We start from the raw sequence: 16105 nt of genomic DNA, 5'->3' as shown, positions 1-16105 counted from the left end.
CGGTCATCCGATCCCTGCCTCGCTACCCAGAAGAAACCCGGCGAAATCCTCGCTGCGCGGCAGGCCCGCGCAGCGCATCAATCCCGGGGCAATGCGTTCGGAGCCTCTGCCCCACCACAGGCTCATGCCCTCGCAGGCACACTCGGCCAGCGCCAACCCACGGCCCTCCGGTGTGGTCGCATCCAGCCGCTGCAGGCCGCCCAGGGTCATGCGTGGCGCCTGGGGGAGCGGGCGAGCGACACGAAACCCCGGCAAGGCTGCCGCGAAAGACTCGAAGTCAGCGCCTGGCTCGAGGGTTGCCAGCAGCACGGCCTCGACTGCCTCGAACCAGGTGTCCGCGCCTGCCACCGCTGGCGCCAGCGGCTGCCCTGGCGCCAGCACCTGGGCCACGGTCAGCGGGAAATAGCGCCCGACCCGGTCGATGCTCGGCATCAGCACACCGATCACCGCGTCCGGCCCGCACAATCCCGGTGCCAGGGCAAAGCGCCACAAGGGGCTGGTCAGGTAGGCCTCGAGCCAGCGCTCGCCCAGGTGCTGCTGGCTGCTGCGCAGTCCCGCCGCCAGCCACTGGTCCCAGGGCTGGATGAAATTGCCTGGCAGGCCACGGCTGACGAAGTCACCGCGACAAGCCAGCTTGCCGTAGAAGCCGACGTCGTTCACAGGCGCTCCGGCAGACTGAATCCGCTGAGCACACGGCTGCGGAACGGGTTGAAGGCACTGCTGGCACGCAGCTCGTAGGACACGCTGGCGCCATCGACCCGCAGGCGCAGGTTGAAGCGCTCCGGCGTGCTGCCTGCCACCAGGTCGGACTGGTCGAGCAGGCGGAACCAGGCCCACGGTCCTTCCAGGGTCAACCCGGAGCGTCCGCTGGCCGCCGCTGGCGAGATCGACAGGCGCACCACACCGATGCTGTTGGGGTTCGGCCACTGCAGCGACACCGGGCGGCTCGGGCCATGGTCGTAGCTGACCTGCTGGCCGTCGAGGTCAAGCAGGAACTGGGTAAGGGAGGCATCCATCCCCACCGGTTTGAGCTCGAAACGCACCCCTGGCTGCAGGCCGCTGCTGTTGCGAAAGAACGCATCGCGGATGGTCGCGGCGCGCTGGAAGGTGTACAGCACGCTGCTGCTGATACCCAGTTTCTGCGCCGCCCCCGGCTGCCAGCTCCACGGCGTGGTCGAGGTGTTGACGTAGGGCTGCAGGTACTTGCGGAAGTAGTTGTCCATCACCCCGCCGACCCCGAAGAACTGGCCGAAGTCCTCGAGCGTGGCGTCGCGCGCGCTGCCGGCCACCAGTGGGTAGCGGCCGCTGAGGGACTGGCGGTAGACGCTGAGCACCTCGCTGCTCCAGGCCGCGTTGAGCTGGTTGCGTACCCCCCCCATGACGATGCCGTGGGTCGCGCCCAGCACCGAGCCCACCAGGTTCTGCACCACCTGGGGCTGACGCGCGGCCCCCAGTGCAACCCGCTGCGCCGCGGCCTGGGCCTGGTTCTTGGCCTCGCCCAGCAGCGCATCGCCACTGGCCCCGACCATCGCGCTGACCTGCACGTAGAGGGCGTTGAGGTCGTTCAGCAAGCCGTCGATGGCCGCCGGCTGGCCTTCGCCGGTCGCCACCAGCGCGGCGATCTCGGCGAAGTGCGCGGTGACCGGATCGGTCTGGCGCGCAGCCGGCCTGTCACCGGGCAGCGGCGTGTCGCCGAGCAAACCGCCAAGGCGCTGGCGCAACTGGTCGACGCCGGTCTGCTCGACCTTGGCCTGGACCTTGTCGAGGGAGGTCGGCTGCGCCAGGTCGGTTTCCTTGGCCACGGCCTGCAGCAGCTTCTTCATCGGCGAGGTGGGCCCGGACAACACCCGCAGCACGTCGGCAGCCTGGCCGACACTGGTGATCGGCATGAAGTCGAGGTCGGCCAGCAGCGCATCCCACTGGCGAATGTAGTCCTGGTAATACAACTGCAGCACGTCGTCGGCCAGGCGCCTGGCATCGGTCGACTCGCTGGCTTCGCGGCCCAGCACCCAGCGCTCTTCGGCCAGGGTGGTGCTTTGCGCCAGACTGGCGGCCAGGAATGCCTTGCGATAACCCTCGGCGCTGAACAGCCCCGGCAACGGTTCGCTCAGTGGCTTGCCGCTCTTGAAGCGGAACACCAGCGCAGCGTCACGGCCACCAGCCTCGCTGACACGGAAGTCGTCGACTCCGGCCGGCAACTTCTGGCGCTTGACCCGGTCGTAGACGCGCTGGGCGACCGGCAGTTGCTGCAGCTGGCGACGGGTGTCGTCGATCAGGCGCTGATCCAGACGGGCGTTCGGTGGGCGCTTGTCGAACAGTGCCGCCAGGTGCCGTGCCAGGTCCTGGCGCAGGTCCGGCGCCAGGTCGCGCGGCAGGCTGCGCTCCCAGTCGAGGGAGATCCAGGCCTTGATGAACTCGGGATCGTAGTGCTCGCCGTCGGCCAGCATCAGGTAGGCCTTGAGGCCTTCGTACAGGTAGTCGGACGGCCCCCCGGCGTAGAGCTGCTCCTCGATACGGGTCAGCAGGCGCGGAGCGAAGATGGCGATCAGCAGCTTGCGGTAGACGCTGGCGGACTCGCCCTCGAGCATGTCGCCCTGGTACAGGCCCAGCCCCTCGGCCCAGCCGGGCGGGTCGCCGGCCAGGCGGCGCACGGCGTTGAGCAGCGGCAACACGTCGACCACGTTGCGCTGGGCCGGGCTCAGTTCCTGCACGCTCCTGCCCAGGGGCTTGAGACGGCTGTCGACTTCGCCGATGTATTGCTGGTTGGCACGATAGCTCAGGGTCCAGAGGCTACCGACCACCAGCACCAACGCCACACTCAGGGCCAGGGCGCCGCGAGCGATCCAGCGACGGCGGCGCTCGACCTTGGGGTTGTTGCCGACCAGGCCGCGTTCGGCGAAGGCCACTGCGCTGAACAGCCGCTCGATGAAATAGCTGCGCCCGCCACCGTTCTGTCGCGCCAGGTGGGCCCGGTCCAATCCCATGCTCTGGGCCATGCTGCCGATCAGGCGGTCGATCGGGCTGCCTTCCTGGGTGCCGCTGGTGAAATAGACGCCGCGCAACAACGCACGGTCCTCGAAGGCGTTGGGCTTGAATACACCCTCGAGGAAGGCCTGCAGATTGCCACGCAGGGCGGCGAACTGCTGGACGAAGCCGTAGACCAGGTCACGGCGCGCCGGATCGCGCTCCTGCTGCAAGCGCTCGACCAGACGCTGGTTGAGGCGCTGCTCCAGCAGGCCGAACTCCTCGCCGAAGTGCGACAGCGGGCCCCCGCCCTGCTGGCCGTCATCGAGCGGGAAGGTCATGCCCCACACCTGCGCACGCTCTTCCTTGCCCAGGCTGTCGAAGAACTCCATGAAACCCGGCACCAGGTCGAGCTTGGTCAGCATCAGGTAGATCGGGAAGCGCACGCCCAGTTGGCTGTACAGTTCCTGGATCCGCTTGCGGATGGCCACGGCGTGGGCAGCCCGTTCGGCGTCGCTGCCCAGCAGCAGGTCGGACAGGCTGATGGCGATGAACGCACCGTCGATCGGACGACGCGGGCGCTGGGTCTTGAGCAGATCGAGAAAGCCCAGCCAGGCAGCCTTGTCCACCTGGGCATGGCTATCCTGGGTGGTATAGCGCCCGGCGGTGTCGAGCAGCACCGCCTGGTCGGTGAACCACCAGTCGCAATTGCGCGTGCCCCCCACACCACGGATGGCACCCTCGCCCATCTGCGCCGCCAACGGGAAGTGCAGGCCGGAGTTGACCAGCGCGGTGGTCTTGCCCGAGCCGGGTGGGCCGATGATCACGTACCACGGCAGCTCATACAGGTTCCGCCGCTCGTCGCCGCCCAGGCGGGCCTTCTTCAGCAACGCCAGGGCCTCGTCCATGCGCTGGCGCAGGGTCGCCAGTTCCTCGGCGGTAGCCACCCCGGCAGGGTCCGGCGCAGTCTCCTCGGCCAGGCTCTGCAGCACCTTCGCCGCCTGGCGGCGCGCCTGGACGAGCCGCCAGGCGCGATAGGCGATCCACACCGCGAACAGCAGGATGATCAGCGTCCAGCGCGGCGCAGCCGGGACCAACACGTCCAGCACGGGACCTACGAACCAGATGATCAGGCTCAGGGCGACCAGGCCCAGCAGCGGGATCACCCAGCGCACGACAACACTGAAAAACGCCTTCACTCGACGCCCTCCGCCAACACGGTGATTTCGACCCGGCGATTCTTCGCCCGGCCCTGGGGGCTGTCGTTCGACGCCAGCGGTTCGGTGTCGCTCAGGCCTTGGGCACTGAAGCGCCCGGGCTGGCCGGTGCGGGCGGCGAGGATGTCTCTCACCTCCTCGGCACGTGCCTGGGACAACGCCCAGTTGGAAGGGAAGCGGATCGTGGCGATGCGCTGGTTGTCACTGTGACCCGTGATCCTGACGTTGCCCTTGACCTTGGCCACGGCCTCGGCGATGCGCAGCATCAACGGCTGGAAGTCGCTCTTGATGCTGGCGCTGGCGCTGGCGAACAGTTCATCGCCACGGATGGTCACCACCGAGCGGTCCACCGCATCCTGCACGGCGACCCGCCCGGCCTTGATGTCTTCTGCCAGGAAACCTGCCAGGCGCGGGCGTTCCACATGCCTGGGCTGCACCACCGGGCGGTCCATGGCCTGCACCGGGATCTCACCCAAGGCATGGATACCGCGGAACACCGGCTCGGCGTCGGCAGCCAGTTTCAGGCGCAGGCCGAACAGCACCAGCAGCAGCAGCGCCAAGGCTAGCGCCAGGCCCACCCACGGCGGCACGAACTGGGCGAGGCGGTCGCGGCTCACGACGGCGCCACGCCAGTGCGGCGACAACTCGCGCTCGCTGTCGCCGCGCGCGCCACGAATGGTCGCCGCGGTGCGCTCGCGCAGCGCTTCGAGCTGCGCGCGCCCGCCGTTCATCACTCGATAGCGCCCCTCGAAACCGAGGCTGGTGCACAGGTACAGCAACTCCAGCAGGTGCAGGCGCTCACGCGGGCTCTGCAGGCAGTGCTCCATCAACTGGAACACTTTCTCGCCCCCCCAGGCCTCGTTGTGCACGGTAATCAGCAGGCTCTGCCGCCCCCAGTCGCTGCCACTGCCCCACGGCGTGCTGAGCACCGCCTCGTCAAGGGCGGTGCACAGCGCGTAGCGCGCCAGCAGCACGTCGTTGCGCGGCACCCCGGCCGTCTCGGCGCGCGCCTCGAACTGACGCAGGTATGCCAGCAACTGGGCACGCAGGCTGGCCGGCGCCGGATGGGCGATGGTGTTGCGCAGGCGGGTGAGCAATGCCAGCAACGGGCCGGCGGCCTGCTCCAGCGGGTTCAGCCCCTCGGCCTGCCCCGCGGCCAACGGTTCGGCTGGAACCTGCAACGGTGCGGCCATGGCCTGGGGAGCCCCCTCCGGCGTGGCCGTCTGCGGGGCTCGGCCACCTGGGCGCGGCATGAACTGGGTACGATCGCTGGCCTGTGGGTCGTCCGGGAGCATCGCGGCTTATCCTCGAATGGCCCAGAAGGCCAGGTTCAGGCCGGGGAACTCGCCGGCGACGTAGAAGGCGAAGCCACCGGAGTGCTGCAACTGTTTCCAGTGCTCGCTGCCCCGGTCCAACTCGAAGTAGGTGGAGCCGGCGTGGTACGGGATCTGCCGTGGCGCCACCGGCAGCGGCAGCAGACCGATCCCGGGCAGTTGCAGGTTGACCAGGTCGCGGATGTGCTCCACCGAGCCGATCTTGCTCTGCTGGCCGAAACGGCTGCGCAAGGTTTCACCCGGCACATCGGCACGCACCACCAGGATGAAGCTGGCGCTGTCGAGCAGGCTGCGGTCGGCAAGCATGGCGACATGGATGCCATAGGCCTTCTCGACAATAGGAATGGCCACGGCCTTGCTGTCGATCAGCATCGACAGGGCCTCGCGCAGGGCGACCAGCACCGGGGCGAAGGTCGCCGCCAGATCGTCGTGCTGGTACACCGGGAAGCTCTCCGGACGCCGCCCGTCGCGGGTGAAGGTGGCGAACTCGCCGGCCAGGGCCACCAGTTCGCTGTACAGGCGCTCGGGATGCAGCGGGGCGAGCTGGTTGAGGTGCTCGACCAGCGGCTGGGCACGGTTGACCAGTTGCAGCAGCATGAAGTCGGCGATTTCCGAAGCGCCGCCGTTGGCCGAGGCGACCACGCGTCCGGCCAACGCCTCGCCACGCTGGTGCAGCAGGCCCAGCAGTTCGCCGCGAAAGCCCGACAACAGCTGGCTGGCGTTGACGTCCAGGAGGGGCGGGATATAGCTGTCGTCCAGCACCAGGGCGCGGTCGGCGCGCTTCTCGCGGATCCGCGCCACGCCCAGGGCGGCGAAATCGCTCAGGCCGTCCTCGGCCCGCAGCAGGCGCAAGGCGCGACCGCCCAGGGCCAAGGGCGCGCGGTTCTCGAACGGCGCATTGTCGTCACGCACCTCGCTGATGCGGCTGACGTAGCGCGCGCTGCCCAGCGCCTCGCCGTCGTCGACGGTGTCCCGGGCGCCGGCACGCTTGAGCGGCAAGCCCAGGTAAATCACGCCGTCACGCAGGTCGTCGGGGATTTCCAGCGGTGCCGGTGGCAGGTCATCCCGGGGAATGTCGAACGGCGTGCCATCGGGCAACAGGCCACGGGCACTGAGGATTGCCAGCTTGCCCTGGGCCAGCAGGCCCTGGTCGATCAGCAGTTCGGAGAACCCCCAGGCAGCCGGGCTCAGCGGCCGGCTGCGGGCATCGACGAAATTCTCCAGGTAGCGGTCGTGCTGCTGGAAGTGCTGGGTGGTGATGAACATCCCTTCCGACCAGACCACGCGATTGTTCCAGGACATGGGTTCTCCGATTGCCTAGCGGGCAGGCTCAGGTTGTGGGGTGGCCACGGCGCTGCGCACGGCGCGCACATCGAGGCTGATCTGATAATCGCCAGGCGGCACCGGCAGCACGCTGCGCCACTGGGCCTGGTCGATCTCGCGGTAGCCGACCACCAGGCCGATCTGCCGGGTGGCCGGGTTCAGCGGACGCTCCAGACGCAGCTGCTCGCCGGGACGCAGCAGCACTTCGTCCTGGTCGATCAGGTCGGCCGCCAGCGTGGCCTGGGCACGCTCGGCCAGCGCGAAGTAGTCGGCGCGGCTGAACGCGGCGCTGTTTCTCAGTTCGTAGAGGCGCACCCGCACCGGCGCGGGCGTGCCGTCGCTGCCCGGATTGAGCCCGGCAGCGGCGCTGAAATACAGGATGGCTGCCGAGATGGGCGCAGTGTCGTTGGCGACAGGCGCCACCGGCGTGTCCTTGCTGCAGGCACTGAGCAGCACGATGGCCAGTGCTGCGATCAGTCTTGTCGGGTTCATCCTCGTCCTCATGCCGTCTTGGCTTTCTGCCTGGGTCTCAGGGTCGTTGCTGGCGATTGCCGTGGGCTTCGTAGGCACGGCTGAACTCGCGCCCGAACAGGTCCTGGAAGTCGTCCTCGGCCTCCCGCGAGATCTGCCCGTAGAGTTCGGTGAACTGCTGCCAGCAGTGGGCCTGGCGCGTGCCGCCGAACAGCTTCGCCAGCCCGGCCGGGGGGGCCAGGCGTTGTTCCAGACGCGCCGGGTCGAATCGTGACAGCAGGTGCTTGATGGCCGCCTCGACGCCCGCCATCACCGCCAGCTGATGGGCGCGCAAGTCATCGAAGCTGTCATGCACGGCCTGGTCCGGCGCCATGAACGCCGCGCTGCCATGACGCAGCAGCAACAGCAGAGCCTCGTCGGCATTGGGGGCGAACTTCAGCGGATTGTTCTGCACCGGGGCGATGGTGGTCTGCTGCATGCGGAACTCGCCCTTCAGACTGCTGCGGGCACGCAGCACGTCGATCAGGCCCTCGACCATCAGCCGGTAGCTACGCCCGATGGCCTCCATCTGCGCGGCACTGTCCGCCGCGTCGATGCGCAGTTGCTCGATACCGGCACCACGCAGGAAGGCCTGGAGCAAGGTATCGCCGGAGGCTGGCGCGGACGCCGCGCCAGCGGCGGTCGGTTCGGACATCGATACCAGCGGCGGGCTGCCGGCAGGCTCGTCGAAAGCGGCAGGCTCGAGCGCCGCTGGCGCTGGCGCGGACGGCGCAGGAGATGCCGCCAGCGCATCATCAGACAAGTGCCAGTCGGCCGGAATCAGCCCCGGGGCCGCGGGCGCTGATGCTGGCGGCGCGACCGGGGCGGGCGGGCGGAAGTCATGCTGCTGGGCCGGAACATGGTCTGGCTGGCTGGCCGTAGGCACGCTGGACGGACCAAGGAAATCAAACAGGTCGGGCAAGGTGTCATGGTTCGAAGCGCCTTGCAGGAAGGCCGCCGGCGCACCGGCGATAGGCGGGCTCGCGGCAGCCTGCTGGTTGGCCATCAGCGCCTCGAAACTATGCATCTCGGGCTGCCCTGCGAATGCAATGGCTTCCCCGGCATCGATCCGCGCCTGGATCTCGTAATCACCGATCCGGATGATTTCACCGTCCATCAACGGCTCGCTGTTACCGCGCCGCAGGCGAATACCGGCCTGCACCAACTCCACGCCGTTCGTGCTGTTGTCGGTCAAGTAATAACGGCCATCCTTGAACTGGATCACACAATGTTTCGACGATACAAGACGCTCTGGATCGGGAAGTACCCAATCATTATCGGCGGCACGCCCAACACTGATGGCACCTGTTTCCAGCAACTTTTCCGGACATTGCCCAGGGGTTATCTTGTGGTAGCTGGTAATTGTCAGGCAAAGTGCCATCATGCCTCCCTGCATATATATGAAACACTAATCAATCCATTTGGATGGCTTGCCAGAGCCAACTCAAATCCACGCCAAAGCCTTGTATTTACTGGCAAACAAGACAATTCAAAGCATTTGGAAGATGGTATTTAACCTCAAGGCCAGGGCAATTTGATGGCACCTGACCAATGGCAGCAAGTGCCTGCCAACTGGTTCACAGGCTGTACTCGCGGTGCGTAGCTTACCTTGACAGCAATTTGGAAATAAACCATAAATGCGCAACTTAAGAGTGCCAAAGTGATATCACTTCGATATCAACTCCGTATTCTTTGACATGTTTGTGAGGCCGGTCACAAAAGTAACTTCCGGCCAACACTAAAGCCCCCGCCAGGGCCGATAGGGAGATCGATTCACGGTGAACGCGCCGCTGTTGCTCGCTGCTGTTTCCGCAGACTATCCATGCGGCGACGACCTCGAATACGACCCCGCTTTCCTGCAACTGGAGCGTGATGCCCAGGGCCGCCCCGAGCGCGTGATGGGCGATGCCGTGCAGCCGGCCGAGCCCCCGCAGTGGCGCGACATCGAACAGGCTTGCCAGCAACTGCTGCAACGCAGCAAAGACCTGCGCATCACCCATTTCCTGGTGCAGGCCAACCTGGCCCTGCATGGCCTGCCAGGCCTGGCTGCCAGCCTCGAGCTGATCCGTGACCTGCTCGGCGAGTATTGGCTGCACCTACATCCGCAACTGGACGCCGCCGACGACAATGACCCCACCGTACGGGTCAATGCCCTGGCAGGCCTGACCTGCGACGCCAACATCGCCCTGCTGCGCGAAGCCGTGCTGGTGCGCTCGCGCGCCTTCGGTCCGGTGACCCTGCGCGCCGCCTTGCATGCCGCCGGGGTTCAGCATTTCGCCAGCGAGCAATTGAGCGCCGAGGAGTTGGCCGCCGCCCTGCGCGATGCCGACCCCGCGCAACTTGAGCAATGCCGTCAAGCCACGCAACTGGCCCGAGAGGCGCTGGACGCCATCGAACGCCAGGTCAACGAGCAGGTCGGCTCGGCCAGCGGCGTCGACCTTTCGCCGCTGCGCCAGCCCTTGCGCCAGGTCCAGCAGGTCCTGGCCGACTACAGCCCGCAAGGCGCTGCCGCCGAAACGGATGCCGATACCCAGCCGCGCAGCGACATCGACGCGACCACCGCAGCACACGCAGCGCCACGCCCGGCGCCACGCTCCGGCGAGGTGAACAGCCGCGAGGATGTCCTGCAGAGCCTCGAACGCCTGCTCCAGTACTACGCCCGTCACGAGCCCTCCAGCCCGCTGCCGGTGCTGCTGCGCCGGGCGAAGAACCTGGTCGACGCCGACTTCGCGACCATCGTCCGCGACCTGATCCCCGATGGTTTGTCGCAATTCGAGAACCTGCGCGGACCTGAAGGCGACTGAGCCGCCCGGAACGCATAAACACCGACGCCCGCAACGAACAGCGCCGCCACACCGGCGACCAGGAGGAACAACGTGGCGAAAGACAGCTCCCAGAAATTCATCGCGCGCAACCGCGCACCGCGGGTCCAGATCGAGTACGACGTCGAACTGTACGGCGCCGAGAAGAAGGTCCAGCTGCCCTTCGTCATGGGCGTGCTCTCCGACCTCGCCGGCAAGCCAGCCGAGCCGCTGCCGGCAGTGGCCGAGCGCAAGTTCCTGGAGATCGACGTCGACAACTTCGACTCGCGCCTGAAAGCCATGCAGCCCCGCGTAGCGTTCAACGTGCCCAACGAACTGACCGGCGAAGGCAACCTGAGCCTGGACATCACCTTCGAGAGCATGGACGACTTCAGCCCCGCCGCCGTGGCGCGCAAGGTCGACGCACTGAACCAGTTGCTCGAGGCACGTACCCAGTTGGCCAACCTGCTGACCTACATGGACGGCAAGACCGGCGCTGAGGACATCATCCTCAAGGCCATCAAGGACCCGGCCCTGCTGCAAGCCCTGGCCAGCGCGCCGAAACCTGCCGACACCGAGCCGAGCGCCTGAGGAGACAGCCCATGAACGACCCATTGCGCGACACCCAGGCCCAGGCGACGGCCACCCAGGACCCCAGCGAGTTCGCCAGTCTCCTGCTGCAGGAGTTCAAGCCCAAGACCGAACGGGCCAAGGAAGCCGTCGAGAGCGCCGTGCGGACCCTCGCCGAACAGGCCCTGGCGCAGACCGCCCTGGTCTCGAACGATGCCATCGGTTCGATCGAGCAGATCATCGCGGCCATCGACGCCAAGCTCACCGCTCAGGTCAACCAGATCATCCACCACGACGACTTCCAGCAGCTGGAAAGCGCCTGGCGCGGCTTGCACTACCTGGTCAACAACACCGAGAGCGACGAGCAGCTGAAGATCCGCGTGCTCAACATCTCCAAGACCGACCTGCACAAGACCCTGAAGAAATTCAAGGGCACCGCCTGGGACCAGAGCCCGGTGTTCAAGAAGCTCTACGAAGAGGAATACGGGCAGTTCGGTGGCGAGCCCTATGGCTGCCTGGTCGGTGACTACTACTTCGACCAGTCGCCCCCCGACGTCGAACTGCTCGGCGAGCTGTCGAAGGTCTGCGCCTCGATGCATGCCCCCTTCATCGCCGCGGCCTCGCCGACGGTGATGGGCATGGGCTCGTGGCAGGAACTGAGCAATCCGCGTGACCTCAGCAAGATCTTCACCACCCCGGAATACGCCGGCTGGCGCTCGCTGCGCGAATCGGAAGACTCGCGCTACATCGGCCTGACCATGCCGCGCTTCCTGGCGCGCCTGCCATACGGCGCCAAGACCGACCCGGTCGAGGCCTTCGCCTTCGAGGAAGACACCGACGGCGCCGACAGCAGCAAGTACACCTGGGCCAACGCCGCCTATGCCATGGCGGTGAACATCAACCGCTCGTTCAAGTACTACGGCTGGTGCTCGCGCATCCGCGGCGTGGAATCGGGCGGTGAAGTGCAAGGCCTGCCGGCGCACACCTTCCCCACCGACGACGGTGGCGTGGACATGAAGTGCCCGACCGAAATCGCCATTTCCGACCGCCGCGAGGCCGAGCTGGCGAAGAATGGCTTCATGCCCCTGCTGCACAAGAAGAACACCGACTTCGCCGCGTTCATCGGTGCGCAGTCGCTGCAGAAACCCGCCGAATACGACGACCCGGACGCCACGGCCAACGCCAACCTGGCTGCACGCCTGCCCTACCTGTTCGCCACCTGCCGATTCGCCCACTACCTGAAGTGCATCGTTCGCGACAAGATCGGCTCGTTCAAGGAAAAGGACGAGATGCAGCGCTGGTTGCAGGACTGGATCCTCAACTATGTCGACGGCGATCCGGCGCACTCCACCGAGACCACCAAGGCTCAGCACCCGCTGGCGGCCGCCGAGGTGGTGGTCGAGGACGTCGAAGGCAACCCAGGCTATTACAACTCGCGCTTCTACCTGCGCCCGCACTACCAGCTCGAAGGGCTGACCGTGTCGCTACGCCTGGTATCGAAGCTGCCTTCGGCCAAAGGGGCCTGATCATCGCGGGCAAGCCCGCTCCCACGGTGGGGGCGGGCTTGCCCGCGATTCGCCATCTGAACCGTTAACCGACGCGAAATCCAGAGGACATCATGGCTGTAGATATTTTCATCAAGATCGGCGACATCAAGGGCGAGTCCCAGGACAAGGCCCACAAGGACGAAATCGACGTGCTCAACTGGAGCTGGGGCATGGCCCAGTCCGGCAACATGCACATGGGCAGCGGCGGTGGCTCGGGCAAGGTCAACATCCAGGACCTGTCGATCACCAAGTACATCGACAAGTCCACCCCCAACCTGATGGCCCATTGCTCCAGCGGCAAGCATATCGACAAGGTCAAGCTGACCGTGCGCAAGGCAGGCGGCGAGAGCCAGGTCGAGTACCTGATCATCAACCTCGAAGAGGTGATCGTCAGCTCGCTGAGCACCGGTGGCTCGGGCAGCGACGACCGCCTGACCGAGAACGTGACCCTGAACTTCGCCAAGGTCACCGTCGACTACCAACCGCAGAAAGCCGATGGCACCAAGGAAGGCGGCCCGATCAAGTACGGCTGGAACATTCGCTCCAACGTCAAGATGTGACCGTCCGCGCCCGCGCCACAACGCGCGGGCGCCCTGCCCACCTGTCGCCCGCCCACGGTGAACACCATGGCCAAGCCTTCTTTCATCAATCTGTGGAATGCCTATCCAAAGGTGTCCTCGCCTTGCGATGGCCCGTGGGACAACCAGTGCGCCATTCGCATGAGCATCGCGCTCAACGGCGAAATGAGCATCAGGGTCAATACCTCGACCTACACCGAACCCAAGTGCGCCCACGGTCATGCCCGTGGCGCAGAATCCCTGGCCAACTGGCTGGAGCGCAAGATGGGCCGCCCGCTGCGAATCGGCGGCAGTGCCCAGGAGCGCGAGAAGCTCAAGGACAAGACCGGGATCATCTTCTACAAGGACTGCTTCGCCCGCGCCGGACAAAGCCAGGAAAACCGCACGGGCGACCATATCGACCTGTGGAACCGCGGCCTGACCAAGGGCTACTCCGACCATAACTACCAGTCCAGGCAGGTCTGGTTCTGGGAGCTGACATGAAACGCATGGCCCTGGGTGGCGCCCTGTTGCTGGCGCTCAGCGCCTGTGCCGATGCCGAACTGCTGACCGAAGTCCGTCTCGGCGACCAGACCGCCACCCTCGCCGAGCGGGCTGGCCAGTGCGTGCTCAGCCGCGACGGGCAGAGCCTGGCACTGGACATGCCATGGCCGTGCAGCCTGAGTCCGGACCGCGCCGGCAAGGCGCGGGTAGAGCAGTTCGATGGCATGCCGATCGTGCTGGTGACCCATGTCCAGCCGCACCCCACGCTCAAGGGTGAATGCCTGAAGACCTCCCAGGCCGTACGCTTGGCCCGGACTGGCCTGGAAGCGTCCACGCCGGCCCCGGGCGCGTCCTGCGACACCGGCTTCGAAGACCAGAAGATGTTCACGGGGATGTTCCAGTGGTAGCCGAGATCGCCACCCGCGACCGCCTGCAGCCGTCGCTGCTGGACCGCCTGGTCGACGACGAGCCCGGCAACCTGCAGGAGACCGCCGACAAACGCGTACTCAGCCTGCAGCAGCTCAAGGCGTCGGTCCTGCGCGACCTGGCCTGGCTGCTCAACACCACCGCCCTGCTGGACAGCACTGCCACCCTGAACACCCCGGCCGGCACCTCGGTGATCAACTACGGGCTACCGGCGCTGGCCGGCAACAGCGCCTCGAACATCGACCTGCCGGCGCTGGAGCGCATCATCCACCAGGCCATCGCCACCTACGAACCGCGCATCCTGGCGCACACCCTCAAGGTCCGGGCCCTGGCCGCTTCCGGGGAAATGAATGCCAACGCCCTGAGCTTCGAGATCGAGGGCGACCTCTGGGCCCAGCCTGCGGCGCTGCCGCTGCTGTTGCAGACCGATGTCGACCTGGAGTCCGGCCATGTCCGCGTGGCGCCCGCCGAACGCCGGAGGCGCGCATGAACCCGCGCCTGCTCGAGCTGTACAACCAGGAACTGCAGCATATCCGCGAGGGTGCCGCCGAGTTCGCCAAGGAATACCCGAAGATCGCCGGGCGCCTGACGCTTTCCGGGATCGAGTGCGCCGACCCTTACGTCGAGCGCCTGCTCGAGGGCTTCGCCTATCTGACCGCACGGGTCCAGCTCAAGCTTGATGCCGAATACCCGACCTTCACCCACAACCTGCTGGAAATCGCCTACCCGCACTACCTGGCACCGACACCGTCGATGACCGTGGTGCAGTTGCAGACCGATCCTGACGAGGGCTCCCTCGCCGCAGGCTTCACGCTGCCACGCGACAGCGTGCTGCGCGCCAATCTGGGCCGCAACTCGCAGACCCCTTGCGAATTTCGCAGCACCCAGGAGGTCACCCTGTGGCCGCTGCAGGTCAGCCGCGCCGAGTACTTCGGCAATCCCGCAGCGGTGCTTGGACGCCTGGCCAGCAGCACGCCCAAGGCCCGTGCCGGCCTACGCCTGACCCTGCGCAGCGGCGCCGCAATACCGTTGTGCGACCTGCCGCTGTCCCACCTGCCGCTGTACCTCAACGGTGCCGATGAAACCCCGTTTCGCCTGTACGAGCAGTTGCTGGGCAGTGCCTGCGCGGTCTTCGCGCGCCAGCCCGGCGCCGACTGGGTCGAACGCATTCCCCTGGAACAGGCCCTTCGGCCCTGCGGCTTCGACGACCGTGAAGCGGCGTTGCCCGTAGTGCCCCAGGCGTTCCAGGGTTATCGCCTGCTGCAAGAGTACTTCGCCCTGCCACAGCGTTTCCTGTTCGTCGATTTCGCCGGACTGGAACCTGCGGTCAAGCGCTGCGCCGGCCAGGAGCTGGAGCTGCTGGTGCTGTTCGAACACTTCGACAGCGCGTTGGAAAGCAGCGTCGACGCGAGCCAGTTCGTGCCCTTCTGCACCCCGGCGATCAACCTGTTCCCGCGCCGGGTCGACCGCATTCACCTGACCGACCGGGTGCATGAGCACCACGTGATCGCCGACCGCACCCGGCCCACCGATTTCGAGGTCCACTCGCTGCAACGGGTCAGTGGCCACGGGACCGGCCCCGACCAGGAGTTCCTGCCGTTCTACGCGGTGCGCGATCCCTCGCGCTATGGCCGCGACCAGGCCTATTACATCGTGCGCCGCGAGCCACGGGTGTTGTCCAGCGAACAGCGGCGCAACGGCACCCGCTCCAGCTACATAGGCAGCGAAACCTTCATCAGCCTGGTCGACGGCCAGCAGGCCCCGTATCGCCACGACCTGCGCCAGCTGGGCATCAGCGCCCTGTGCAGCAACCGCGACCTGCCGCTGTTCATGGCCGTCGGCGACGGCCGCAGCGACTTCAGCCTGGCCGACAGCGCCCCGGTGGCTGCGGTGCGCTGCCTGGCCGGCCCCAGCCGGCCGAAAGCCAGCCATGCCCATGACAACCGCGCCTGGCGGCTGATCAGCCAGCTGTCGCTGAACTACCTGTCGCTGACCGAACAGGGCCAGGGCGCAGCCGCCCTGCGCGAGCTGCTGCGCCTGTATGGCGATAGCCACGACAGCGCCCTGCTCTTGCAGATCGATGGCCTGCGCGAAGTCAGCAGCCAGCCCTGCACACGGCGCCTGCCGATGCCTGGGCCGATCGTCTTCGGCCGCGGCCTGGAGATCACCCTGACCTTCGACGAGAACGCCTTCAGGGGCACCGGGGTGTACTTGCTCGGTGCGGTCCTCGAACGCTTCCTGGCTCGCTACAGCTCGATCAACAGCTTCACCGAAACCGTCCTGCGCACCAGCGAACGTGGCGAAATCATGCGCTGGAAAGCCAGGCCCGGACGCAGGCCGACCCTGTGAAGA

The 16105-nt window shown here is 66.7% G+C and carries 14 protein-coding genes; 8 read left to right on the top strand and 6 right to left on the bottom strand.

Annotated elements, in window-relative coordinates:
• Positions 1–3: 3 nt before the first annotated feature.
• Genes tagF through tagH form a run of 6 tightly spaced genes read right to left on the bottom strand, consistent with a single transcriptional unit; the run spans position 4 to position 8729 of the window.
• Positions 4–660 carry a type VI secretion system-associated protein TagF gene (gene tagF, locus F3J43_RS09760; protein ID WP_166885224.1) on the bottom strand — a complete coding sequence of 219 codons (657 nt, stop codon included), beginning with the start codon at positions 658–660 and terminating at the stop codon, positions 4–6.
• Positions 657–4163, bottom strand: a complete 3507-nt coding sequence (tssM, locus tag F3J43_RS09755; RefSeq protein ID WP_166885222.1) for a type VI secretion system membrane subunit TssM — start codon at positions 4161–4163, stop codon at positions 657–659. Before tssM ends, tagF begins: the two co-directional genes overlap by 4 nt.
• Entirely contained in the window at positions 4160–5476 is a 1317-nt protein-coding gene (locus tag F3J43_RS09750; RefSeq protein WP_166885220.1) for a DotU family type VI secretion system protein, read from the bottom strand. The genes tssM and F3J43_RS09750 overlap by 4 nt, the downstream gene beginning before the upstream one ends.
• 6 nt (positions 5477–5482) lie before the next feature.
• A complete protein-coding gene (gene tssK, locus F3J43_RS09745) occupies positions 5483–6817 on the bottom strand; it encodes a type VI secretion system baseplate subunit TssK (RefSeq protein ID WP_166885218.1) in 1335 nt (444 codons plus the stop codon).
• A 15-nt stretch (positions 6818–6832) separates the two neighbouring features.
• On the bottom strand, positions 6833–7330 hold the full coding sequence (tssJ, locus tag F3J43_RS09740; RefSeq protein ID WP_166885215.1) for a type VI secretion system lipoprotein TssJ: 498 nt from the start codon (positions 7328–7330) through the stop codon (positions 6833–6835).
• Positions 7331–7367: 37 nt separating this feature from the next.
• Positions 7368–8729, bottom strand: coding sequence for a type VI secretion system-associated FHA domain protein TagH (gene tagH, locus F3J43_RS09735; protein WP_166885213.1), 1362 nt, complete (start codon positions 8727–8729; stop codon positions 7368–7370).
• A gap of 397 nt (positions 8730–9126) precedes the next feature.
• Between tagH and tssA the strand changes: the two genes are divergently transcribed.
• The 8 genes from tssA to tssF all read left to right on the top strand — a co-directional run bounded on the left by tssA (position 9127) and on the right by tssF (position 16102).
• Positions 9127–10152: a type VI secretion system protein TssA gene (tssA, locus tag F3J43_RS09730; RefSeq protein WP_166885211.1), complete on the top strand. Its 1026-nt coding sequence runs from the start codon at positions 9127–9129 to the stop codon at positions 10150–10152.
• A 72-nt stretch (positions 10153–10224) separates the two neighbouring features.
• The gene (tssB, locus tag F3J43_RS09725; RefSeq protein ID WP_166885209.1) at positions 10225–10740 is read left to right on the top strand and encodes a type VI secretion system contractile sheath small subunit; all 516 of its coding nucleotides are present in this window, start codon (positions 10225–10227) and stop codon (positions 10738–10740) included.
• Positions 10741–10751: 11 nt separating this feature from the next.
• Complete coding sequence (gene tssC, locus F3J43_RS09720) at positions 10752–12245, top strand: type VI secretion system contractile sheath large subunit (RefSeq protein ID WP_166885207.1); 1494 nt, start codon at positions 10752–10754, stop codon at positions 12243–12245.
• A gap of 92 nt (positions 12246–12337) precedes the next feature.
• On the top strand, positions 12338–12826 hold the full coding sequence (locus F3J43_RS09715) for an Hcp family type VI secretion system effector (RefSeq protein ID WP_166885204.1): 489 nt from the start codon (positions 12338–12340) through the stop codon (positions 12824–12826).
• Positions 12827–12892: 66 nt separating this feature from the next.
• Complete coding sequence (locus tag F3J43_RS09710) at positions 12893–13327, top strand: type VI secretion system amidase effector protein Tae4 (RefSeq protein WP_166885202.1); 435 nt, start codon at positions 12893–12895, stop codon at positions 13325–13327.
• Positions 13324–13734 (top strand): hypothetical protein, encoded by a 411-nt coding sequence (locus F3J43_RS24055; protein ID WP_166885200.1) that lies wholly within the window; start codon positions 13324–13326, stop codon positions 13732–13734. Before F3J43_RS09710 ends, F3J43_RS24055 begins: the two co-directional genes overlap by 4 nt.
• Positions 13728–14243, top strand: coding sequence for a type VI secretion system baseplate subunit TssE (gene tssE, locus F3J43_RS09700; RefSeq protein WP_166885197.1), 516 nt, complete (start codon positions 13728–13730; stop codon positions 14241–14243). The genes F3J43_RS24055 and tssE overlap by 7 nt, the downstream gene beginning before the upstream one ends.
• Positions 14240–16102: a type VI secretion system baseplate subunit TssF gene (tssF, locus tag F3J43_RS09695; RefSeq protein WP_166885194.1), complete on the top strand. Its 1863-nt coding sequence runs from the start codon at positions 14240–14242 to the stop codon at positions 16100–16102. The genes tssE and tssF overlap by 4 nt, the downstream gene beginning before the upstream one ends.
• Positions 16103–16105 lie beyond the last annotated feature (3 nt).

The sequence above is a fragment of the Pantoea sp. Cy-639 genome (assembly GCF_011752525.1).
In the GTDB taxonomy this organism is placed as follows: Bacteria; Pseudomonadota; Gammaproteobacteria; order Pseudomonadales; family Pseudomonadaceae; genus Aquipseudomonas.
Note: the sequence above shows the minus strand (reverse complement) of the source record. Positions and strands in the feature narration are given on the sequence as shown.

Coding starts and splice junctions, on each gene's coding strand:
- F3J43_RS09750 (WP_166885220.1), bottom strand. CDS start 5,476: ATGCTCCCGGACGACCCACAGGCCAGCGATCGTACCCAGTTCATGCCG.
- tssC (WP_166885207.1), top strand. CDS start 10,752: ATGAACGACCCATTGCGCGACACCCAGGCCCAGGCGACGGCCACCCAG.
- tssF (WP_166885194.1), top strand. CDS start 14,240: ATGAACCCGCGCCTGCTCGAGCTGTACAACCAGGAACTGCAGCATATC.
- tssJ (WP_166885215.1), bottom strand. CDS start 7,330: ATGAACCCGACAAGACTGATCGCAGCACTGGCCATCGTGCTGCTCAGT.
- F3J43_RS24055 (WP_166885200.1), top strand. CDS start 13,324: ATGAAACGCATGGCCCTGGGTGGCGCCCTGTTGCTGGCGCTCAGCGCC.
- tssK (WP_166885218.1), bottom strand. CDS start 6,817: ATGTCCTGGAACAATCGCGTGGTCTGGTCGGAAGGGATGTTCATCACC.
- F3J43_RS09710 (WP_166885202.1), top strand. CDS start 12,893: ATGGCCAAGCCTTCTTTCATCAATCTGTGGAATGCCTATCCAAAGGTG.
- F3J43_RS09715 (WP_166885204.1), top strand. CDS start 12,338: ATGGCTGTAGATATTTTCATCAAGATCGGCGACATCAAGGGCGAGTCC.
- tagH (WP_166885213.1), bottom strand. CDS start 8,729: ATGGCACTTTGCCTGACAATTACCAGCTACCACAAGATAACCCCTGGG.